General features: G+C 70.5%; 19 protein-coding genes. All 19 read left to right on the plus strand.

Annotation, left to right across the window (positions count from 1 at the left end):
• Positions 1 to 136 precede the first annotated feature (136 nt).
• The 19 genes from DFJ64_RS13550 to DFJ64_RS13640 all read left to right on the plus strand — a co-directional run bounded on the left by DFJ64_RS13550 (position 137) and on the right by DFJ64_RS13640 (position 19511).
• The gene (locus DFJ64_RS13550; RefSeq protein ID WP_115850778.1) at positions 137 to 1447 is read left to right on the plus strand and encodes an FAD-dependent oxidoreductase; all 1311 of its coding nucleotides are present in this window, start codon (positions 137 to 139) and stop codon (positions 1445 to 1447) included.
• A 19-nt stretch (positions 1448 to 1466) separates the two neighbouring features.
• Entirely contained in the window at positions 1467 to 2783 is a 1317-nt protein-coding gene (locus DFJ64_RS13555) for an ABC transporter substrate-binding protein (RefSeq protein ID WP_170152615.1), read from the plus strand.
• Complete coding sequence (locus tag DFJ64_RS13560) at positions 2780 to 3715, plus strand: carbohydrate ABC transporter permease (RefSeq protein ID WP_211310615.1); 936 nt, start codon at positions 2780 to 2782, stop codon at positions 3713 to 3715. The genes DFJ64_RS13555 and DFJ64_RS13560 overlap by 4 nt, the downstream gene beginning before the upstream one ends.
• Positions 3712 to 4542, plus strand: coding sequence for a carbohydrate ABC transporter permease (locus DFJ64_RS13565; RefSeq protein WP_245941119.1), 831 nt, complete (start codon positions 3712 to 3714; stop codon positions 4540 to 4542). The genes DFJ64_RS13560 and DFJ64_RS13565 overlap by 4 nt, the downstream gene beginning before the upstream one ends.
• A 155-nt stretch (positions 4543 to 4697) precedes the next feature.
• Entirely contained in the window at positions 4698 to 5309 is a 612-nt protein-coding gene (locus DFJ64_RS13570; RefSeq protein WP_115850780.1) for a DUF6318 family protein, read from the plus strand.
• Positions 5306 to 6232, plus strand: a complete 927-nt coding sequence (locus DFJ64_RS13575; protein ID WP_115850781.1) for a hypothetical protein — start codon at positions 5306 to 5308, stop codon at positions 6230 to 6232. Before DFJ64_RS13570 ends, DFJ64_RS13575 begins: the two co-directional genes overlap by 4 nt.
• A 284-nt stretch (positions 6233 to 6516) precedes the next feature.
• The gene (gene rplJ, locus DFJ64_RS13580; RefSeq protein WP_115850782.1) at positions 6517 to 7101 is read left to right on the plus strand and encodes a 50S ribosomal protein L10; all 585 of its coding nucleotides are present in this window, start codon (positions 6517 to 6519) and stop codon (positions 7099 to 7101) included.
• A gap of 46 nt (positions 7102 to 7147) precedes the next feature.
• Entirely contained in the window at positions 7148 to 7540 is a 393-nt protein-coding gene (rplL, locus tag DFJ64_RS13585; protein ID WP_115850783.1) for a 50S ribosomal protein L7/L12, read from the plus strand.
• Between the two features lie 354 nt (positions 7541 to 7894).
• Positions 7895 to 8884 (plus strand): ABC transporter ATP-binding protein, encoded by a 990-nt coding sequence (locus tag DFJ64_RS13590; protein WP_115850784.1) that lies wholly within the window; start codon positions 7895 to 7897, stop codon positions 8882 to 8884.
• Positions 8881 to 9654 (plus strand): MlaE family ABC transporter permease, encoded by a 774-nt coding sequence (locus DFJ64_RS13595; protein ID WP_115850785.1) that lies wholly within the window; start codon positions 8881 to 8883, stop codon positions 9652 to 9654. Before DFJ64_RS13590 ends, DFJ64_RS13595 begins: the two co-directional genes overlap by 4 nt.
• A gap of 3 nt (positions 9655 to 9657) precedes the next feature.
• On the plus strand, positions 9658 to 10512 hold the full coding sequence (locus tag DFJ64_RS13600; RefSeq protein WP_245941120.1) for an MlaE family ABC transporter permease: 855 nt from the start codon (positions 9658 to 9660) through the stop codon (positions 10510 to 10512).
• Between the two features lie 6 nt (positions 10513 to 10518).
• Positions 10519 to 11850 carry an MCE family protein gene (locus DFJ64_RS13605; protein WP_245941121.1) on the plus strand — a complete coding sequence of 444 codons (1332 nt, stop codon included), beginning with the start codon at positions 10519 to 10521 and terminating at the stop codon, positions 11848 to 11850.
• Positions 11847 to 12908, plus strand: a complete 1062-nt coding sequence (locus tag DFJ64_RS13610) for an MCE family protein (RefSeq protein ID WP_245941122.1) — start codon at positions 11847 to 11849, stop codon at positions 12906 to 12908. The genes DFJ64_RS13605 and DFJ64_RS13610 overlap by 4 nt, the downstream gene beginning before the upstream one ends.
• A 10-nt stretch (positions 12909 to 12918) precedes the next feature.
• Positions 12919 to 13950, plus strand: coding sequence for an MCE family protein (locus tag DFJ64_RS13615; RefSeq protein WP_245941123.1), 1032 nt, complete (start codon positions 12919 to 12921; stop codon positions 13948 to 13950).
• Positions 13947 to 15122: an MCE family protein gene (locus DFJ64_RS13620; RefSeq protein WP_211310616.1), complete on the plus strand. Its 1176-nt coding sequence runs from the start codon at positions 13947 to 13949 to the stop codon at positions 15120 to 15122. The genes DFJ64_RS13615 and DFJ64_RS13620 overlap by 4 nt, the downstream gene beginning before the upstream one ends.
• Positions 15119 to 16540, plus strand: coding sequence for an MCE family protein (locus DFJ64_RS13625; RefSeq protein WP_115850786.1), 1422 nt, complete (start codon positions 15119 to 15121; stop codon positions 16538 to 16540). Before DFJ64_RS13620 ends, DFJ64_RS13625 begins: the two co-directional genes overlap by 4 nt.
• A complete protein-coding gene (locus DFJ64_RS13630; RefSeq protein ID WP_115850787.1) occupies positions 16537 to 17961 on the plus strand; it encodes an MCE family protein in 1425 nt (474 codons plus the stop codon). The genes DFJ64_RS13625 and DFJ64_RS13630 overlap by 4 nt, the downstream gene beginning before the upstream one ends.
• 431 nt (positions 17962 to 18392) lie before the next feature.
• Positions 18393 to 18845 (plus strand): hypothetical protein, encoded by a 453-nt coding sequence (locus DFJ64_RS19505; protein ID WP_170152616.1) that lies wholly within the window; start codon positions 18393 to 18395, stop codon positions 18843 to 18845.
• A 27-nt stretch (positions 18846 to 18872) separates the two neighbouring features.
• On the plus strand, positions 18873 to 19511 hold the full coding sequence (locus tag DFJ64_RS13640) for a hypothetical protein (protein ID WP_115850789.1): 639 nt from the start codon (positions 18873 to 18875) through the stop codon (positions 19509 to 19511).
• The last annotated feature ends 121 nt before the right edge of the window (positions 19512 to 19632 follow it).

Below are 19632 nucleotides of genomic sequence, written 5' to 3' on the forward strand. Positions count from 1 at the left end.
GCACCACTGACCGTCACAATCAGGGATCCTTGCCACGCACCGTCTCCTGAGGCCGCCCCTCCGTCGCCGGGCGTTCGTCCGCGAGACGGAGGCGGCGGAGGAGCGCTGGGAGGCGGCACGTGCCAGGGAGGTCCGGGTGACGGAGGAGTACGACGTCCTGGTGGTCGGTGGCGGTCCCGCCGGGTGCCCGGCCGCGGTCCAGGCCGCACTCCTAGGCAGCCGCACCCTGCTCGTCGAGAAGAACGGCGCGCTGGGTGGGACGACCACGGTCGCCGGCGTGGCCCTCCCGGGACTGTTCCACGCGTGGGGCCGGCAGATCATCGCCGGCATCGGTTGGGAGATGGTGCGGCGGGCCGTGGAGGTCGCCGGGGATCACCTGCCGGACTTCAGCCGATGGGACCTGCCGCACTGGAAGCTCCAGATCCCCGTCGTCCCCGCGATCTACGCGGCCGTCATCGACGAGACGGTGACGAACGCCGGCGTCGACCTGCTGCTGCACACGATGGTGGGTGCGGTCGCGTGGCGAGACGACGGCTGGGATGTCACCTTGTGCACCAAGCAGGGCTTGGTCCCGGTCCGCGCACGTCGGATCCTCGACTGCACGGGTGACGCGGATGTGGTGGCGCTCGCCGGACTCACACGACGCAGCAACCCGCACCGCCAGCCCGGCACGCTCATGATCCGTCTCGGCGGCTACGACCTCGACGCGCTCGACCTGGACGCGCTGGAGCGCGCGTACGCCGAGGCTCTGGCCGACGGGCGGCTCCAGCCCGGTGACGTCTCCTCCGACTCGATCGCCACGTTCCTGCGCAACCGCGGGGAGAACGCCATCCACGTCCCCGGGGCGGGCGCCGAGACCAGCGCGGCGAAGACGGCGGCGGAGCTCGCCGGCCGACGGGCCATGATGCGCCTCTACACCTTCCTCAAGGGGCAGCCGGGTCTTGCGGGCCTGCGCATCGAGTCGTGGGCGATCGAGACCGGGATCCGCGAGACGTACACGATCGACGGCTTGGTGTCCATCACCGAGGAGGACTACGTCTCCGGCCGGATGTGGCCGGACGCCGTCTCGTACAGCTTCTACCCGGTCGACGTCCATCGTCCGGACGGCCACGGCATCGACATCCGGCCGCTCCGGTACGGCACGTTCCCGACGATCCCGCGGGCGGCGATGATCCCGCGTGAGAACGGGTACCTCGCCGTCGCCGGCCGCTGCGTCAGCGGGGACCAGGCCGCCAACTCCGCGTACCGCGTGCAGGCCTCCTGCATGGGCATGGGTCAGGCGGCCGGCGCGATGGCCGCTCTCGCCGCGCGCGCCGGGTGCCGCATGCAGGACGTGCCGGTCGACGACATCCGAGCCGCCATCCGCCGCTACGGCGCGATCGTGCCTGGCGACCCGGATGCGCCACGGACTCAACCCGACCTCGACCACGCGGTGTCGGACGCGTGAGCACGCAAGGGGGACTCTCATGACCACGACCACCGCATCTCTGGCCACCGGCCGTCGGGTACGACGGAGGACCGTCCTCGCGGGGAGCCTGGCCCTGACGCTCGCCGGCTGCGGTTTCGTCAACACCGACGGAGGTGACGCGAGCGGGGGCGACGGCGACACGACCACGCTCACGGCGTACGTGAACACCGAGCTGAACACCGGGCTGACCCCGCTCATCGAAAAGTACGAGCGGGCCACCGGTGTGACCATCGACGTGTCGTCCGCTGAGACGAACGACCTCAATCAGCAGCTGCGGGTGCAGCTCACCAGCGGCACCGCCGCCGACCTCATCCGCGTCTCACCCGGCTACAGCAGCCCGGTCGCGGTGGGGGTGCTGGCCTCCGACGGGGATCTGGCCGACCTGTCCGACGAGCCGTGGACGGAGCGTCTGTCGGACGACACGCGTCCGTTGGCTGGCGTCGACGGGAAGACGATGGCGTTCCCGGTGAGCCGCAACGCGATCGTCATGGCCTACAACAAGGAGGTGTTCGCCGACGCGCAGGTCGAGCCACCGACGACGTGGAGCGAGCTGCTCCAGGTCTGCGAGAGGCTGCGCGGCGCGGGCGTCACACCGATCGCGGCGCCGTTCCAGGACGGCATCTACTTGCAGTTCTGGATGTACGCGCTGGGCGCCACCCTGGTCTACGCCGAGGAGCCCGACCTGGATGACCGGATGCGCGCCGGTGAGGTCGACTTCGTCGACCATCCCGGCTGGAACGAGGTCTTCGCCAAGTGGCTCGAGCTGCGGGACGCGGGGTTCTTCAGCGAGGGCGCGCTGGGCATCCCGTTCGACCAGGGGATGCAGTCGGTCGCCAAGGGCGAGGCGGCGATGCTGCTCCTCGTCTCCGCCGGGCTCCCGCAGCTGTTCAGCTACGCGGAGCAAGGCGCCGAGGCCTTCGGCGTCTTCGCGCTGCCGGCGACCGACGACCCTGGGGACACGCACGTGCCGCTCGCGCCGGACTTCCTCGCCGTCAACGCGGCCTCGGACAACGTCGAGGCCGCCAAGGACTTCATCGCGTTCCTTGCCAGGCCCGAGAATGTCGCGGCGTACGCGAACGCCATGGGCGTGCTTCCCGGACTCGACGTCGACGTGGAGCTGGAGAGCGCGGTCTTGGACCCGATCCTGCCGCTGATCGAGCAAGGTCGTACCACGCCCTACGCCAACTACCTGTGGCCGAACGGCGATACCCAGCAGCGGCTGCTGCAGTCGGGTCAACTCCTGTTTGACAACAAGATCACGACCGAGCAGTTGCTCACCGAGATGGACCAGGAGTACGACAAGGGGACTCCGTGACCGTACGGCTCGACCGTCCCGCCGAGCGCGTCGAGGCGCAGGAGCTCGGTCGCACCTTGGCAGATCGTCGCGGTGGCACGTGGTACCTGTTCGTCGTGCCGGCCCTGGCGTTCTACGCGCTCGTGGTGCTGTATCCGACCGTGGCGGGCGCGTGGTACGCGTTCACCGACTGGACGGGCCGCAACGTTGCGCCGAACTTCGTCGGGCTGGCGAACTTCGCCGAGCTCTTCTCGAGCCCGCCGGCGCGGACCGCGCTGTGGAACACCCTCGTCATCGCTGCGGCCACCACGGTCATCCAGACCGTGGTGGGTCTCGCGCTGGCGTTGGCTCTGCACTCGGCCTTGGTGACGAGGAACCTCTTGCGCACGGTGTTCTTCGCGCCGGCGCTGCTTCCGCCGGTGGTCATCGGTTTCCTGTGGCGGTACACGCTCACCCCGGCTGGGCCGCTCAACGACGCGTTGCGGGAGCTGGGTCTGGGCGGTCTCGCCCAGAACTGGCTCGGTGACGGCGACATCGCGCTGGCCAGCGTGATCGGGGTGATCATCTGGCAGCACGCCGGCCTCACGATGGTCATCTACCTGGCGGGCCTGGAGGGTGTCCCGGCCGAGGTGCTCGAGGCCGCCGCCATCGATGGCGCGTCATGGTGGCAGCGGCTGCGGTACGTGACGATTCCGCTGTTGATCCCGGCGACCACGGTCGCGATGTCCCTCACCCTCATCAGCGGGCTCAAGCTGTTCGACCAGGTCTTCGTCATGACCGGCGGCGGCCCGGGCTACGCGACGGAGACCCTTTCGGTGATCATGTACAAGGAGGCGTTCGTGTCGGGACGGTACGGTTACGCCGCGGCGATCGCCCTCGTCCTCACCATGATCGTGTTCGCGTTCGCGTTCCTCCAGCTGCGCGCACTGCGACGGTTCGAGGTGGAGGCGTGAGCGTCCGGGTTCGTCGCGGTCGCCGCCTCGGCGCCGAGCTCGGCATGCTCGCGGTCGCGGCGGTCTTCCTCTTCCCCTTCTACGTCTTCCTGACCATCTCGCTGAAGACGCCGCCGGAGTTCGCGGCCGATCCGCTCGGCCTGCCGCCCCGGCTCCATCTGGAGAACTACGCGACCGCCTGGGAACGCGGCGACCTCGGGCACGCCCTGGTCAACAGCATCACCGTGACCGGACTCTCCGTGGCGTTGCTGGTGGCCTGTGGGTCGTTGGCCGGCTACGCGCTGGCGCGACGAGCGACCCGCCTGAGCTACGGGCTGTACCTGCTCTTCCTCCTCGGCTTGATGATCCCGCTGCAGCTCGGCATGGTGCCGCTCTACCAGTTCATGCGGGACGTCAACCTGTTGCGGACCTACACCTCGCTCATCCTCTTCGAGGTCGGCCACCAGCTTCCGCTCGTCATCTTCCTCTACGCCGGGTTCACCCGCGCCCTGCCGCGGCAGTACGAGGAGGCCGCGGCCATCGACGGCGCGACGACGTTCACGGCGTTCCGCCGGATCGTCTTCCCGCTGCTGCGTCCGGTCACCGGGACGGTCGTCATCCTCGCCGGCATCAACATCTGGAATGACTTCCTGACCCCGTTGCTCTACGTGGGTGGCAGTCCGCAGCAGACGCTGCCGGTGGCGATCTTCGCCTTCGAGGGGGAGTTCACCACGCAGTGGGGCGTCATCTTCGCCGGGATGGTGCTGGCGATCGTGCCGGTCCTCCTCGTCTACTTCCTGCTCCAGAGGCACGTCATCAAGGGCTTCGCCAGCGGCCTCAAGGGCTGACGGGGAAACCTCGGCGAAAGCGAAACCTCGGCGAAAAGCCGCGCGTCGTACACTTCGGGAACCAGCTGACCTTCGATCCAGTCGACCTTCGATTGTCGGGAGTGGTCTTTCGGCGGCGACGTCCGCCGGCCGGGTGTCGTTGGCGGGAGTGGGGAGTGAGCAGGATTCGGCCGGTTGTACGCGCGGTCCTCGTCGGAGCCGTCGCGGTGGCGGCGCTGACGGCGTGCGACGGAGGCGCGGTGGAGCCGACGGCCCTGGAGGAGCCTCAGACCAGCCCGGTCGCCACGTCGACACCGACGCCCACGGAGGCGGCCACGCCGTCGGCCAGTCCCACGGGCGCGACGGTCATCACGTCGTCGCCTGGCGAGGAGGTCGACCCGGCGACGGCGGTGGAGGTCAAGGCGTTCATCTCCGACTATCTCAGGGCGCAGAACGAGGCGACCCGCACGGGCGACTTCTCCACCGTCGACACCATGGTCACCGACACCTGCCAGGTCTGCGCAGCGTCGAAGCAGTACATCACGCGGGCCTACCAGTCCGGTGGCAAGGTCGAGGGCGGCGTCTTCTCCAACCCAACGGTCACCGTGGGGACGCGGCGCGGCGACCGGATTCTCGTGACGGTGAAGGCGGTCGTCACCGCGTACACGACGACCGACGGCTCGGGCAAGGTGGTCGACCAGGGTCCCGCGGCTGAGGAGACGTACCAGTACGAGGTCAGTCAGGTCGACGGGCGCTGGCGCATCGTGGGAGGGAGCTTCGTCGGATGAGAGCACGCGCGACCTGGACCGTGGGAGGTGCGGCGCTGGCGAGCGTGCTGGCGGTCGTCCTGGGGGCGGCACCGGCCAGCGCGGGTCCCCAGAACGGCATCAGCTGGCAGTACAGCGAATCGGCGAACGGCTACTGGCGCCCTCCGCGTGGGGACACCCCGCCCCCCAGTGGGCCGGCGCGCGTGTGGGTCCAGTGGAGCAGCGGCCTCTCGCTGTTCTGTCCTGACGACGACCCGGCCTTCAACTGCGTTGACGGGGTCTCCGCCATCGTCTGCGCAGCCGTCGAGGGACCGCGTGGCCTGCCGCGCTTCGCGTGGATCCGGTGGGAGCGGGACATCGTCAACGGAGAGCCGGAACCGTGGGTCGGCGCCGATGCCGGCTGCGACGAGCCGGGCGAGGACGACTTCATCCCCATGGAGGAGATCTCCTGGGAGGTGAACTACCGGGTCTTCCAGCACCTGCCCCAGCCCACGGTCAAGATCGCTCCCAACGCGCGGACCCTCGTCAACTTGCCGACGATCGTCTGGACGGACTACCCCCGCGGCATCGACCCCGACATCGTTGTGTCGAACGACCCGCCCACGATCGAGATCGACATCCACATCGACCGGCCGAACGGCGGCCTGGACGGACGGATCCGCGCGAGCGCCGAGCTCACCTGGCAGTTCGAGGGCGGCAAGACTGCGCAGGGCAGGGGACGGCCGTACGTCAGGGGAGTCCTCCCCGAGGATCGCCCCGGCTACTACGTGACGAACGTCTTCCATACACCCGGTGAGAAGACGGTTACGCTCAATACGCGGTGGACCGGAACGGTGACGGTCGACCTCCTCGGCACGGAGGAGATCGTGCCGGTCACCCTGCCGCCTGTCTCCACCAGCGTCCAGGTGGCCGAGGCCGAGCCCGTGATCGGGCGGACGCGCTGAACCGCCCGGCGCCACCGGCGGGAGCTCGCGCATCCGCGCGGACTCCCGGGTTGGTCCGCGGCCACGCGGTCCCGTATCCTGGCCGTTGCCGAAGACCGCTGGTCGCCGCCTCCGGGCGGCCGAAGGTCCCGCGTCAGCGGGCGGCCCGCGCAGGCGTGACGTGGTTGCTGGGAGCGAGCGTGATCCGCTCGCTTTGACGCTGGCCTCGTGCGTCTGCACGGGGCCATTTCGCGTGATGTGGGCCCTTCCAGTGGTTGGCGGCCATCCGAAACGGAAGGAGACCCATGGCGAGGCCGGACAAGGCAGCTGCGGTCGCCGAGCTCACGGAGCAGTTCCGTGGGTCCACGGGCGCGGTGCTGACCGAGTACCGCGGACTCAGCGTCAAGCAGCTGCAGGAGCTGCGGCGCACGCTCGGTGACAACGCCACCTATGCCGTGGTGAAGAACACGCTGACCAGGATCGCCGCGAAGGAGGCGGGCCTCGAGCAGCTCAACGAACTGCTCGTGGGTCCCTCGGCCATCGCGTTCATCAAGGGCGACCCGGTGGTGGTCGCCAAGGGTCTGCGTGACTTCGCGAAGGCCAACCCGAATCTCGTCGTCAAGGGCGGTGTCCTGGAAGGGAAGCCGCTCGCCCCGGACGAGATCAACAAGCTCGCCGACCTCGAGTCCCGCGAGGTCCTGCTCGCCAAGCTCGCGGGCGCCATGCAGGCATCGCTCGCGAACGCCGCGTCCCTGTTCCAGGCCCCGCTGTCGCAGGCCGCCCGTCTCGTCGAGGCGCTGCGGGCGAAGGTCGAGGCGGAGGGCCCGGCGGGCGAGTCGGCCGAGGACGCCACGGCGTCGCAGGACGGCGACCAACCCAGCGAGTCCTGACCCACCCAGGACACCTGTCAGCACCACACACGGAAGGTAAGCCCCAATGGCGAAGCTCAGCACCGAAGAGCTGCTCGAGACGTTCAAGGAGATGACGCTTCTCGAGCTCAGCGAGTTCGTGAAGCAGTTCGAGGAGACCTTCGGCGTCACCGCGGCCGCTCCGGTCGCCGTGGCGGCGGCTCCGGCCGCCGGCGGTGCCGGCGCCGAGGCCCCGGCCGAGGAGGAGAAGGACGAGTTCGACGTCATCCTCGAGGCCGCCGGCGACAAGAAGATCCAGGTCATCAAGGAGGTCCGCAGCCTCACCAGCCTCGGCCTGAAGGAGGCGAAGGACCTCGTCGAGGGCGCTCCGAAGCCGGTCCTGGAGAAGGTCAACAAGGAGACCGCCGAGAAGGCCAAGCAGGCCCTCGAGGCGGCCGGCGCCAAGGTCACCCTCAAGTAGGCGCGAACCTCGGCGTGTGGGCGGTCAGCTGCCGCCCGCCAAGCCGTCACGAGGGCGGCCACCCCAACCGCGGGGTGGCCGCCCTCTCGCGTTGTGACGGTCGATCCACAAGCGCGTAGACGAGGCGCGACCTGACGAGTGCCGGGCCGCACAACGTGGTGTCCTCCGTGACGGCAAATTGACGGACGGCGGATTGACGGACGGCGAGGGTGTCCCCTCCGCGCTCGTGCGGCGGAGCCACGCGTAACCGCTTGCTGCCCGACTCGTTGACGCAACGTCGAGCGAGGTGACCGCCGGGCGTCGGCGTCGCGACGGGCGTCGACGACGGGCGGCCGCGGCTGGGGGCGAAGACGCGTGGGAGTGGAGATCCGGGTGGAGGGACTCACCAAGTCCTTCCACGGGCAGGTGGTCTGGCGCGACGTCACACTCACCATTCCCGCCGGCGAGATCAGTGTCATGCTCGGCCCGTCGGGCACCGGCAAGTCCGTCTTCCTCAAGTGCCTGGTCGGACTCCTCAAACCCGACCGCGGTCACATCTACGTCGACGGTCACGACATCGCCACCTGCGGCGAACGAGAGCTCTACGCCGTTCGCAAGCGCTTCGGCGTGCTGTTCCAAGACGGTGCGTTGTTCGGCTCGATGAGCGTCTACGACAACGTCGCGTTCCCGCTCCGCGAGCACACCCGGCTCTCCGAACGTGAGATCCGCTCCATCGTCATGGAGAAGATCGAGCTGGTCGGGTTGCTGGGATCCGAGCGCAAGCTGCCGAGCGAGATCTCCGGCGGTATGCGCAAACGTGCCGGGCTGGCCCGGGCGCTCGTCCTCGATCCGGAGATCATGCTCTTCGACGAGCCTGACTCCGGTCTCGACCCCGTCCGGACCGCCTACCTCAACCAGCTGATCGTCGACCTCAACCAACAGACCGGCGCGACCTTCCTCATCGTCACGCACGACGTCAACACCGCCCGCACGGTCCCCGACAACATCGGCCTGCTCTACCACCAGCACCTGGCGATGTTCGGTCCGCGGGAGATGTGTCTGTGCTCCGAGGAGCCGGTCGTGCGGCAGTTCCTCAACGCGCAGCGGATCGGGCCGATCGGGATGGCCGAGGAGAAGGACGCCGACGAGCTGGCGGCCGAGGCCGCCTCGAGCGCGGAGCTGCCGCCGCTCCCACCGATCCCCTTGCAGCTCCAGCCCTCGAACGGGCTGCCACGTCCGAGCCAACGGCCGCCCGGCCAGTGGTGCGCGGAGCACGGCGTGACGCCGCCACCGGGTTCGTTCCAGTCCACGACGCCGACCTTCCCGCCCGTGACGGCGCACCAGACGGGTGGTGGGCCATCGTGAGCTGGACCCCCACCGCGCCGTTGCGCGCCGCCGGCAACCTCTTCAGCTTCGCCGTCGACGTCGCCCTCGCGTTGCCGCGCCGGCCGTTCCAATGGCGCGAGCTCATCCGCCAGGCGTGGTTCCTCGCCAGCGTCACGATCGTGCCGACCGCGCTCGTGGCCATCCCGTTCGGCGCCGTCATCGCCTTGCAGGTCGGCGGGCTGATCAAGCAGTTCGGTGCCCAGTCCTTCGCGGGCGCGGCCATGGTCTTGGCGGTCCTGCGGGAAGCGGCGCCGATCGCCACCGCACTCCTCATCGCAGGAGCCGGCGGGTCGGCGATCTGCGCCGACCTCGGGTCGCGGAAGATTCGCGACGAGGTCGACGCCATGCTGGTGCTCGGGATCGACCCGGTGCACCGGCTCGTGGTGCCGCGAGTCCTGGCGGCGATGGCGGTCGCCGTGCTCCTCAACGGGCTCGTCAGCGTGGTCGGCGTCCTGGGCGGCTACGTCTTCAACGTCGTCCTGCAGGACGGGACGCCAGGGGCCTACCTCGCGTCGTTCACCGCGCTCGCGCAGCTGCCTGACCTGTGGGCGGGGGAGATCAAGGCGCTCGTGTTCGGGCTCATCGCCGGGATCGTCGCGGCGTACAAGGGCCTCAACGCCGGCGGCGGACCGAAGGGCGTCGGCGACGCCGTCAACCAGTCGGTCGTCCTCACGTTCATGCTGCTGTTCCTCGCTAACTTCATCATGCAGGCGATCTACTTCCAGGTCGTCCCGCCGAAGGGGGCGTGAGCGATGGCCTCGACGTCCCTCAGCGGTGTGGAGGCGGCCCTGCGTCGCACCGTCGGCACGCCGATCCGCGTCCTCGACACACTCGGCGCGCAGCTCGCGTTCTACCTGCGTGCGCTCGCCTGGACACCGCGCACCCTGCGGCGGTACCGCCGCGAAGTGCTGCGCCTGCTGGCCGAGGTGAGCTTCGGGACGGGCGCGCTCGCGGTCGTCGGCGGCACAGTCGGCGTGATCGCGTTCCTCGCCTTCTTCACCGGAACCGAGGTAGGGCTCCAGGGCTACGCCGCGCTCCACCAGCTCGGCACCTCCGCCTACACCGGCTTCGTCTCGGCCTACTTCAACACCCGGGAGATCGCGCCGCTCGTCGCCGGCATCGCGCTCGCCGCCACCGTGGGGTGCGGGTTCACCGCGCAGCTCGGGGCCATGCGGATCAACGAGGAGGTCGACGCGCTCGAGGTGATGGCGGTTCCCTCGCTGCCGTTCCTCGTCACCACCCGCATCATCGCCGGTCTGGTCGCGATCATCCCGCTCTACGTCGTCGGACTGCTGTCGTCCTATGCCGCGACGCGACTGATCGTCGTCGGCTACCACGGCCAGAGCGCCGGGACGTACGACCACTACTTCCGGCTCTTCCTCCCGCCGTACGACGTGCTGTGGTCGTTCGGCAAGGTGCTCATCTTCGCGGTCGTCATCATCCTCATCCACTGCTACTACGGCTACTACGCCTCCGGTGGACCGGCGGGCGTCGGCGTCGCCGTCGGGCGAGCCGTCCGAACCTCGATCGTCGCGGTCAACGTGGTGGACCTGCTCGCCTCGATGGCGATCTGGGGCGCCACGACGACAGTTCGGTTGGCGGGGTGAAGCGACGTGCGAACGATCCGACGCCCCGCGGTACGACGAGCCGCCGAGACGGTGACGCGGCGCCTCCTGGGCGCGGCGTTCCTGGCCGTCCTGGCCGGGTTCGGCGTGCTCACCTACGCGTTCTTCACGAAGGCGTTCACGCCCAGCGTCCAGGTGACCGTCGAGACCTCGCACATCGGCCTGCAGCTGGGCCGCCACGCCGACGTCAAGCTCCGTGGCCTCATCGTGGGTGAGGTGCGCGATGTCCGCTCCGACGGTCACACCGCGTGGGTGGACGTGGCGCTTCGCCCGGACGCGACGACGGTGATCCCGGCCAACGTGAGCGCCCGCATCGTGCCGAAGACCCTCTTCGGTGAGAAGTACGTCGAGCTCGTCGTCCCGGACCGTCCGGCCCGCCGCACGATCGCGGAGGGCGACGTCATCCGGCGCGAGCGCACGAGCGTCGGCCTGGAGGTGGAGGCCGTGCTCGAGGACGTCTACCCGCTGCTGCGAACGCTGCGGCCCGAGCAGCTCAACGCGACGTTGACGGCGCTCGCCACCGCGCTCGAGGGCCGTGGGGAGGACATCGGCGCCTCCCTCAACCGGCTCGACGGCTACCTGACGAAGCTGGAGCCACATCTGCCGATCCTCACCGACGACGTCTCGGCGCTCGCCGACGTCGCGACCGTGTACGAGGAGGCCACTCCCGACGTGGCCCGGCTGCTCGCGAACGCGACCCGGACCGGCGACACGGTCGTGCTCAAGCAGCGGGTCCTCGAGGACTTCCTGGTCGACCTCGCCAGTGCGGGCGCCGTGGCGCGGGAGTTCCTCGCCGCGAACGAGGACGCGCTCATCCGCGTCGGCGAGGTGAGCCGTCCCACGCTCGACCTGCTGGCGACGTACTCGCCGGAGTACGCCTGCCTGCTCGAGGGGATGGCGAAGTACGTCCCTCGGTTCGAGGACGCCTTCGGAGGCGGGGAGCACTTCGAGGGAAGCGCGCCCGCGCTCCACATCACGCTGGAGCTCGTCAACCAGAAGCGGGGTTACACCAGGGACGACCTGCCGGCGTTCCTCGACGACCGTGGACCGGGATGCCGCACGCTGCCCAACCCGCCGTACTCCCAGGACAACCCGGCGCCGGCCAGCGGAGTGCGCGACGGTGTCGGTGAGGGCCCTGGGCCCGAGGCCCGACCGCCCATCGTCGACGTGACGAGCGGGTACGCCGGGACGGTCGAGGAGCGTCGGGTCGTCAACTCCTTGTTGGCGCCAGTGCTCCAGGTCGCACCCGAGGACGTGCCCGACGCGGCGACGTTGCTGTTCGGTCCGATGGCCCGTGGGAACGAGGTGAGCCTTCGGTGAGGCTGTTCACGCGTCGTCCCCTGGACCGCGAGACCGCGTCCGCGGCGGTCAAGCTGGCGCTCTTCGTCGTCGTCGCCGTCACGGCGACCGCGTTGCTGGCGATCAGCATCTCCGGCGTGGGACTGGGGGACACCCACGAGTACAAGGCGATCTTCTCCGACGCGACCGGAGTGGAGCGGGGAGACGACGTTCGGATCGCCGGCGTGCGCGTCGGCGAGGTACGCGATGTCGCGGTGCGCGTCGGCGACGACGGGCGCGCGTTGGCCGTGCTGACCTTCACCGTCGACGCCGACGTGACGCTCGGGCGGGGGACGATCGCCGCGCTGCGGTTCCGCAACCTCGTCGGCCAGCGGTACCTCGCGTTGACCGAGGGGCCGGGCGGCACCGGCGTTCTACCACCCGGCGGCACGATCCCGCTGGAACAGACTCGTCCAGCACTGGACCTCACCCTGTTGCTCAACGGGTTCAAGCCCTTGTTCGCCGCACTGTCTCCGCGCGACGTGAACAAGCTCGCGTACCAGATCATCCAAGTGCTGCAGGGCGAGGCGGGGACGGTCGAGAGCTTGCTCGCCCACACCGCGTCGCTCACCAGCACGCTCGCCGACCGCGACAAGGTCATCGGTGACCTCATCGACAACCTCAACCGCGTGCTGGCGACGCTCGCCGAACGAGACGAGCAGCTGTCGGACATGGTGCGGGAGCTGCAGCGGTTCGTCTCAGGTCTCGCGGCCGACCGCGAGGCGATCGGCGACTCCCTGGAGGCGATCGTCGCGCTCAACCAACAGACCCAGGACCTGCTTCGAGAAGGTCGCGACGACCTGCGGACGGACATCGAGGAGCTCGGCAAGGTCGCTGGAACACTCGAGGAGCACTCCGACATCGTCGAGCGCACGCTGCGCACCATGCCGCCGAAGCTGAGCGCGCTGACCCGCACCGCGACGTACGGCTCGTGGTTCAACTTCTACCTGTGCGACTTCGAAGGTCGCATCGTTCTCCCGGACGGGACGGAGCTGCCGCGGCTGTCCTTCCATGTCGCGGCGCAGAGGTGCCGACGGTGAGGTGGTGGCGGTGAGGAGGACGCGGAACCCCCTCGTGGTCGGTGCGGTCGGGCTGACCGTGCTCGTCTGTCTCGTCTACGCGGCGTTCCATGCCCACGAGCTGCCGATCATCGGCGGCGGGACGACGTACGTCGCGCAGTTCAGCGAGGCCGGTGGGCTCCGCGTGGACGACGAGGTGCGGATCGCCGGGGTCAAGGTCGGCTCGGTCGAGGCGGTCGAGCTGGCCGGAGACCACGTGCGGGTGACGTTCCGGCTCGAGAAGGACGCTCCCCGCCTCGGGACGCGCACGCGCGCCTCGATCCGGGTCAAGACTCTCCTCGGGCGGGTGTACCTCGCGTTGGAGCCCGCCGGCCCGGGCCAGCTCGCCCCTGACGAGGAGATCCCGCTCTCTCGCACCGTCGCGCCGTACGACGTGGTGGACGCGTTCAGCGACCTCGCGGTCACGAGCGAACGCATCGACACCGCCCAGTTGGCGCGGGCGCTCGACACCCTGAGCGCCACGTTCGCCGATACCGCACCGGAGGTCCGGGGAACGCTGGAAGGGCTGTCCCGGCTGTCCCGCACGATCGCCTCCCGCGACGCGCAGCTGCGCACCCTCCTGGCGCGCGCCAACACCGTCTCGAAGGTTCTCGCCGCACGCGACGAGCAAATCGCCCGTCTCATCCGTGACGGCGACCTGCTCCTGCGCGAGCTCCACGCGCGGCGCGAGCTGATCCACCAGTTGTTGGTCACCACCCAGGAGCTGGCGGTGCAGATCACCGGCCTGGTCCGAGACAACCGTGCCGAGCTGGAGCCGGCGCTGCGTCACCTCGCGGCAGTGGTGGAGCTGTTGCGAAGGAACCAGCGTGACCTGGACCGCAGCATCGAGCTGCTCGCGCCGTTCGTGCGGGTCTTCGCCAACACGCTCGGCACCGGCCCCTGGTTCGACACCTACATTCCCAACCTCGCTCCGCTTCCCGCCGTCCCCAGGCTGCCGGGGGACGACGATCCCGACGTCCCGCGCCTGCCGCGGCCGAACCGGCACACCGGAGGTGGTCGATGAGCGCGATGCTGCGCCGATGGTCGCGAGGCATGCACGCTCTCGCGCTCCTGGTCGCGGTCACGGTGGTGGCGACGACGACGTACGCCCTCTGGCCGGAGCGGTCCACGCGGCGGGTCGTCGCCGACTTCCCACGCGCGATCGGGCTGTACGCGGGATCCGACGTCCGGGTGCTCGGCGTTCCGATCGGCCGCGTCGACCGCGTGGTCCCGCGTGGCGACGTCGTCCGGGTCGAGATGTCCTACGACGCCCGGCACAAGATCCCCGCGGACGCCCAGGCCGTCATCGTCGCGCCGTCCATCGTGAGCGACCGTTACGTCCAGCTCACGCCCGTCTATCGAGGTGGGCCGGTGCTGCCGGACGGTGCGCGGATTCCGGTCGATCGGACGGCCGTGCCGGTCGAGCTGGACCGGATCTACGAGAGCCTGGACGACCTCGCGGTCGCCTTGGGGCCGCAGGGAGCCAACAAGGACGGCGCGTTGTCGCGCGCGCTCCGGGTCGGCGCGGCCAACCTCGACGGGCAGGGCGCGCGGCTGCGCGGCACGATCGGCGACCTCGCGGAGGCGAGCGAGACGCTCGCCGCTGGGCGGGAGGACCTCTTCGCCACTGTCCGTCAGCTGCGACAGTTCACCTCCACCTTGGCGGCCAGCGACGAGCAGGTGCGGCGGTTCAACGCCGACCTGGCCGCTGTCGCCGAGCAGCTGGCGGGCGAGCGCGAGGACTTGGAGGCAGCGCTGGACAACCTCGCCGTCGCCTTGACCGAGCTGTCGTCGTTCGTCCGTGAGAACCGCGACGAGCTCCGGGCGAACGTCGACGACCTCACCGAGCTGTCGCGAACGCTGGTCAAACAGCAGGAGGCCCTGCGGGAGGTGTTGGACACCGCCCCGGTCGCACTGGCGAACCTCGACCGTACCTACAACCCGCGGACCGGCACGCTCGACACCCGCGACAACTTCGCCCAGCTCGACGATCCCGGCCTCTACCTGTGCTCCCTTCTCGAGCAGGCCGGCGAGTCCCGGGCGCTGTGCGAGCTGCTCCGTACCGTCCTGGACGACCTGCCGCTCCCGGAGGTGCCCGGAGGTCCGGCCGGCACCACGTCGGAGACCTCGCTCGGTCCGGACCGCGACGCGCGCCAGGGTGGCTCCCACCGAAGTGGGAGGGAGGGACGGCGATGAGCCGGTCGACGCGGGTCGCGCGAGCGGCTGCCGTCTGGCTGGTTGTCGGCGGGCTGCTGACCGGCTGCGGGCTCGAGGGGTTCACCGTTCACGACCTCCCGCTGCCGGGTGGCGTCAGCACCGGCGAGGACTCCTTCCGGGTCACGGCACAGTTCCGCGACGTGCTCGACCTGGTCCCGCGTTCCGCGGTCAAGGTCAATGACGTCACGGTCGGCGAGGTGGAAGACATCTGGCTCGACGGCTTCACCGCCCACGTACGGATGCGCCTGGACGGCTCGGTGCGCCTCCCCGACAACGCGACCGCTCGGATTCGCCAGACCAGCCTGCTGGGGGAGAAGTTCGTCTCGCTCGCGCCGCCCAGTCGCCGTGCCTACGGCCGGCTGAATGACGGTGACGTGATCCCCCTCGCCCGAACCGGTCGCAACGTCGAGGTGGAGGAGGTGCTGTCGGCGCTCTCGCTGCTGCTGAACGGCGGCGGTGTCGCCCAGCTGAAGACCATCAGCGTCGAGCTGTCGAAGGTTCTCGACGGTCGTGAGGAGGACGTCCGCCACCTCCTCCACAACCTCGAGGCCTTCCTCGGCGAGCTCGACCGGCACAAGCGGGAGATCACCCGGGCGATCGAGGCACTGGACCGGCTCTCCGCCTCGCTCGCGCGACAGCGTGGCACGATCGCCGCCGCCGTCGAGGAGCTGCCGCCCGCGCTCGAGGTCCTCGCCGACCAGCGCCGCAACCTCACCCGGATGCTCGTGGAGCTGTCCCGGTTGGGGACCGTGGGAACGCGCGTGATCGAGGCCTCGAAGGCCGACCTGCTGGCGAACCTGGAGGCGCTCGCACCCATCCTCACCGAGCTGGCGAAGGCCGGCGAGAACCTCCCCAAGGCGTTGGAGGTCCTGTTCACCTACCCGTTCGCCGACTCCGCTCTCGACGCGGTGCGCGGCGACTACACGAACCTCCAGCTCACCCTCGACCTCGACCTGCAGGGGTTGCTGTCCGGCCAGACCCCGCCTCCCGTGCCGTTGCCGCTCCCCACGTCGCTGCCGACGTCCCTCCCCACATCCCTGCCGACGTCCCTCCCGCTGCCCACCTCGCTCCCTCTGCCCACGGCCTTGCCGACGTCCCTCCCGACCTCCCTGCCGCTTCCGACCGAGCTCCCGGTCCCGCTGCCGACGCTGCCGGCTCCTCAGCGCAGCCCGGGCGATCGCACGTTGCCCTGCCTGCCGCCACTGACTTGTGTCGGTGGCGCGGCCGCTGCGTCTCCCTCAGGGCCTCCCGCAGGGGCTGTCCCAGGCGACGTTTCGGCAACTCCTGACCCAGGTGCCCCGGCGGTGGCGCAGGGGACGCTGACACCGGTGACCTCGCCGGTGTCGTCGGATCAGGCCGCGCATCTGGCACGGCTGCTGCTGGTGGGGGTGCGATGATCACGAAGGCGGCCCGGATCCAGCTCGCCGTGTTCCTCGCGCTCACCATGGTGGGTGTCAGCCTCGTGGGCGCTCGGTACGTCGGGCTCGGGGCGCGCCTCGTCGGCGGGACGTACAGCGTCCACGCCGACTTCGCCGAAGCGGGTGGAATCTTCGAGGGCGCCGAGGTGACTTACCGTGGCGTCGCCGTGGGGCGGGTCGGAGCGCTGGTCCCCACGTCGTCGGGGGTGCGCGTCGAGCTGGTCCTCGACGACGACAGCAGGGTGCCGGCTGACACAGTGGCCGTCATCGCCAACCGCTCCGCGATCGGCGAGCAGTACGTCGACCTCCAGCCCCGCCGTCGCGGTCCGCCCTACCTCGAGGACGGGTCGAGGATTCCGCGTGCCAAGACGCGGACGCCGCTGTCCACGACGCAGCTGCTCGTGGACCTGGACCGACTGGTGGCGTCCGTGCCGCGACGCGACCTCGTCACGGTGATCGACGAGCTCGGTGCGGCCTTCGCGGGGAGCGGTGGTGACCTGTCCCGCCTCATCGACGCCGGGAACGCCCTCGTCGAAGCGGCGGACGCCAACCTCCACGACACCGTGGCGCTCCTCAAGGACGGTCGCACCGTGCTCCAGACCCAGCGGGAGTCGGCTCGCGCCATCAGGAGCTTCGCCGCCGACCTGGCCGACCTGTCGGACACCTTGGTGGAGGCCGACGGCGATCTGCGGGCGGTGCTCGACGAGGGTGTGGTGGCGGCACGCGAGCTTCGGGCGCTCATCGAGGAGAACGCCGAGGACGTCCCGGTCCTCCTGGCCAACCTCGCCACGACCGGACAGATCGTCCGGGTCCGCCTCAAAGGCCTCCAGCAGGTGCTGATCCTCTACCCCTACGTCGTCCGCGGGGGCTACACCGTGATCGCGCCCGAGCCGGGGACGGGTCGCTACACGGCGCACTTCGGCCTCCAGCTGTCGCTTGCGCCGCGGGCGTGCCGGAAGGGCTACGGCCAGACCACGAAACGCACGCCGGAGGACGTGGAGCCCACGCCACCGAACACCGACGCCCGGTGCGCCGACGCGACAACGACGATGCGCGGCGCGCACAACGCGCCCGGCGCCCGCGGGGGTCCGTCGCCGCGCCGACCTGACGAGCAGTCCGCGCGAGCGGGGAGGGACGCGAGACGACCTGGCCTGGCCGGGGGACGGACGAAACCGGGAGGGACGCCGACGAGCTCGGCAGGAGGGTCGGTGGGGGAACCGGCACCGGGGGCGACCGTACCGACCGTGGCGGAGTACGACCCGTCGAGTGGAGTCTTCCGGCTGCCGGACGGCAGGTCGGCGCGGCTGGGATCCCTCGGCGGTCAGCGACAGATGTTCGGAGAGGACTCCTGGAAGTGGCTACTGATCGGCCCGCTGAGCAAGGAACGGACGAGCCGGTGACGGCCGAGGACGCGTCCCCGGAGGCACCCCCCGGGACTGCGACCGCCGGGCGGGGGACAACTGGGTCGACGGGCACCGATTCCACGGGCACTGGCTCCACGGGCGCTGGCTCCACGGGCACTGGCTCCACGGGCGCTGGCTCCACAAGCGCCGGGACGGCCACCGCCGACCCGGCCGCCGCGGAGGGCACGACCCCTGAGGCCGGGCGCGCCGACGCGCGGGACGCCGGCTCGACCGAGTCCGCCGCGGCTGGCCACGACGTGACCGAAGCAGACGCGCCCGGATCGGACGTGACGCGAGACGCGACGGAAGCGGCGGCAGCCGAGGCGGCGGGGACCGAGACGCCGGCAGGGGCCGAGACGCCGGCAGGGACCGAGACGCCGGCGGGGGGAGCGCCTCGCCAGCGTGGAGCCACGCTGCTGAGCGGGGCCTTGGCAGTGCTGCTGGTCGCGGCGGTGGTCGCCGCGGTCTTCCTCGGGATGGAGGCCCGGCGCCTCTCGGAGCTCGAGCGCCAACGCGCCGAAGCCGTCCGCACCGCCCGCCAGCTCGTGGTCGATTTCCTCACCCATGACTACCGGTCGTTCGAGCGGACGCAGCGGAACGTCCTCGCGCTCTCCTCCGGCGACTTCGCCGAGCAGTACCGCGCCTCGGCGAGGAAGCTGCGCGACTTCATCCGCGAGGTGCGCTCGGTCTCCGAAGGCGAGGTCCTGGAGGCCGGGGTGGTGAGCTTCGATCCGGACTCCGCCCGCGTCCTGGTGGTGGCCGACGCCGACGTCACCAACGTCGCGACCGAGACGCCACAGCCGCGGCACTACCGCATCCAGGTCGACCTCAGCCGGGAGGAGGCCGGCTGGCGCGTCGTCGACCTCACCTTCGTCGGATAGCGCGCACAGGTCGGACAGGAGGGCACCATGAGGACGAGCCCAGCCACCACCGGCGATGAGGCGGCCAAGGTCGAGGCGGCCAAGGTGGTCGAGGGACTCGCCGGCGACGCCGGGCAGACGGACGGGCCGGGCGAGACCGTGGCTCAGCAGGTAGGGGCGCGGCCGTCACGCGGCTCCGCAGGGCGCCGACCGCTGTCGTGGCGGGTGTGGCTCCTCGCCGCCCTCACGCTGGTCGCGGTGCTCGTCAGCGCCGTCCTGGGCTATCGCGTCCACACGGCGCGCGCGGTCGAGACGGCGCGCGTCCAGGCCCTCCGCGCTGGGACCGATGCCGCTGAGGTCGTCCTGAGCTACGACCACCGCCGGCTGGACCGGGACGTCGCGCGGGCCCGACGCCTGATCACCGGGCGCTTCGAGCGGGAGTACACGAGGTTCGTCCGGACGGCGGTGCGGCCGGTCGCCGAGCGAACCGGCGCTGTCGTGCGGGCCGAGGCGCGGGCGGCCTCCGTGGTCTCCGCCAGCTCCCAGCGGGTGGTGCTCGTCCTCTTCGTCAACCAGACGACGACCCTCGCCGAACGCCCGGAGCCCAGAGTCGACCTGACCCGGGTCCGGATGACCATGGAGCGGGTGGGGGAGCGCTGGCTGGTGAGCCGGGTGGAGGCCCTGTAGCCGCGCCCGTGAGCGGCGACCCGTGCCGCTCACGGGCGGTGCGTCCGAAGCGTGGCGTATCGGACGGCGGTGACGCGCTTGACTCCGCTCCTCTGGAGCGTCATGCTCCAGTTAAGGGTCA

Origin of the sequence: Thermasporomyces composti, assembly GCF_003386795.1 — a bacterium.
In the GTDB taxonomy this organism is placed as follows: domain Bacteria; phylum Actinomycetota; class Actinomycetes; order Propionibacteriales; family Actinopolymorphaceae; genus Thermasporomyces; species Thermasporomyces composti.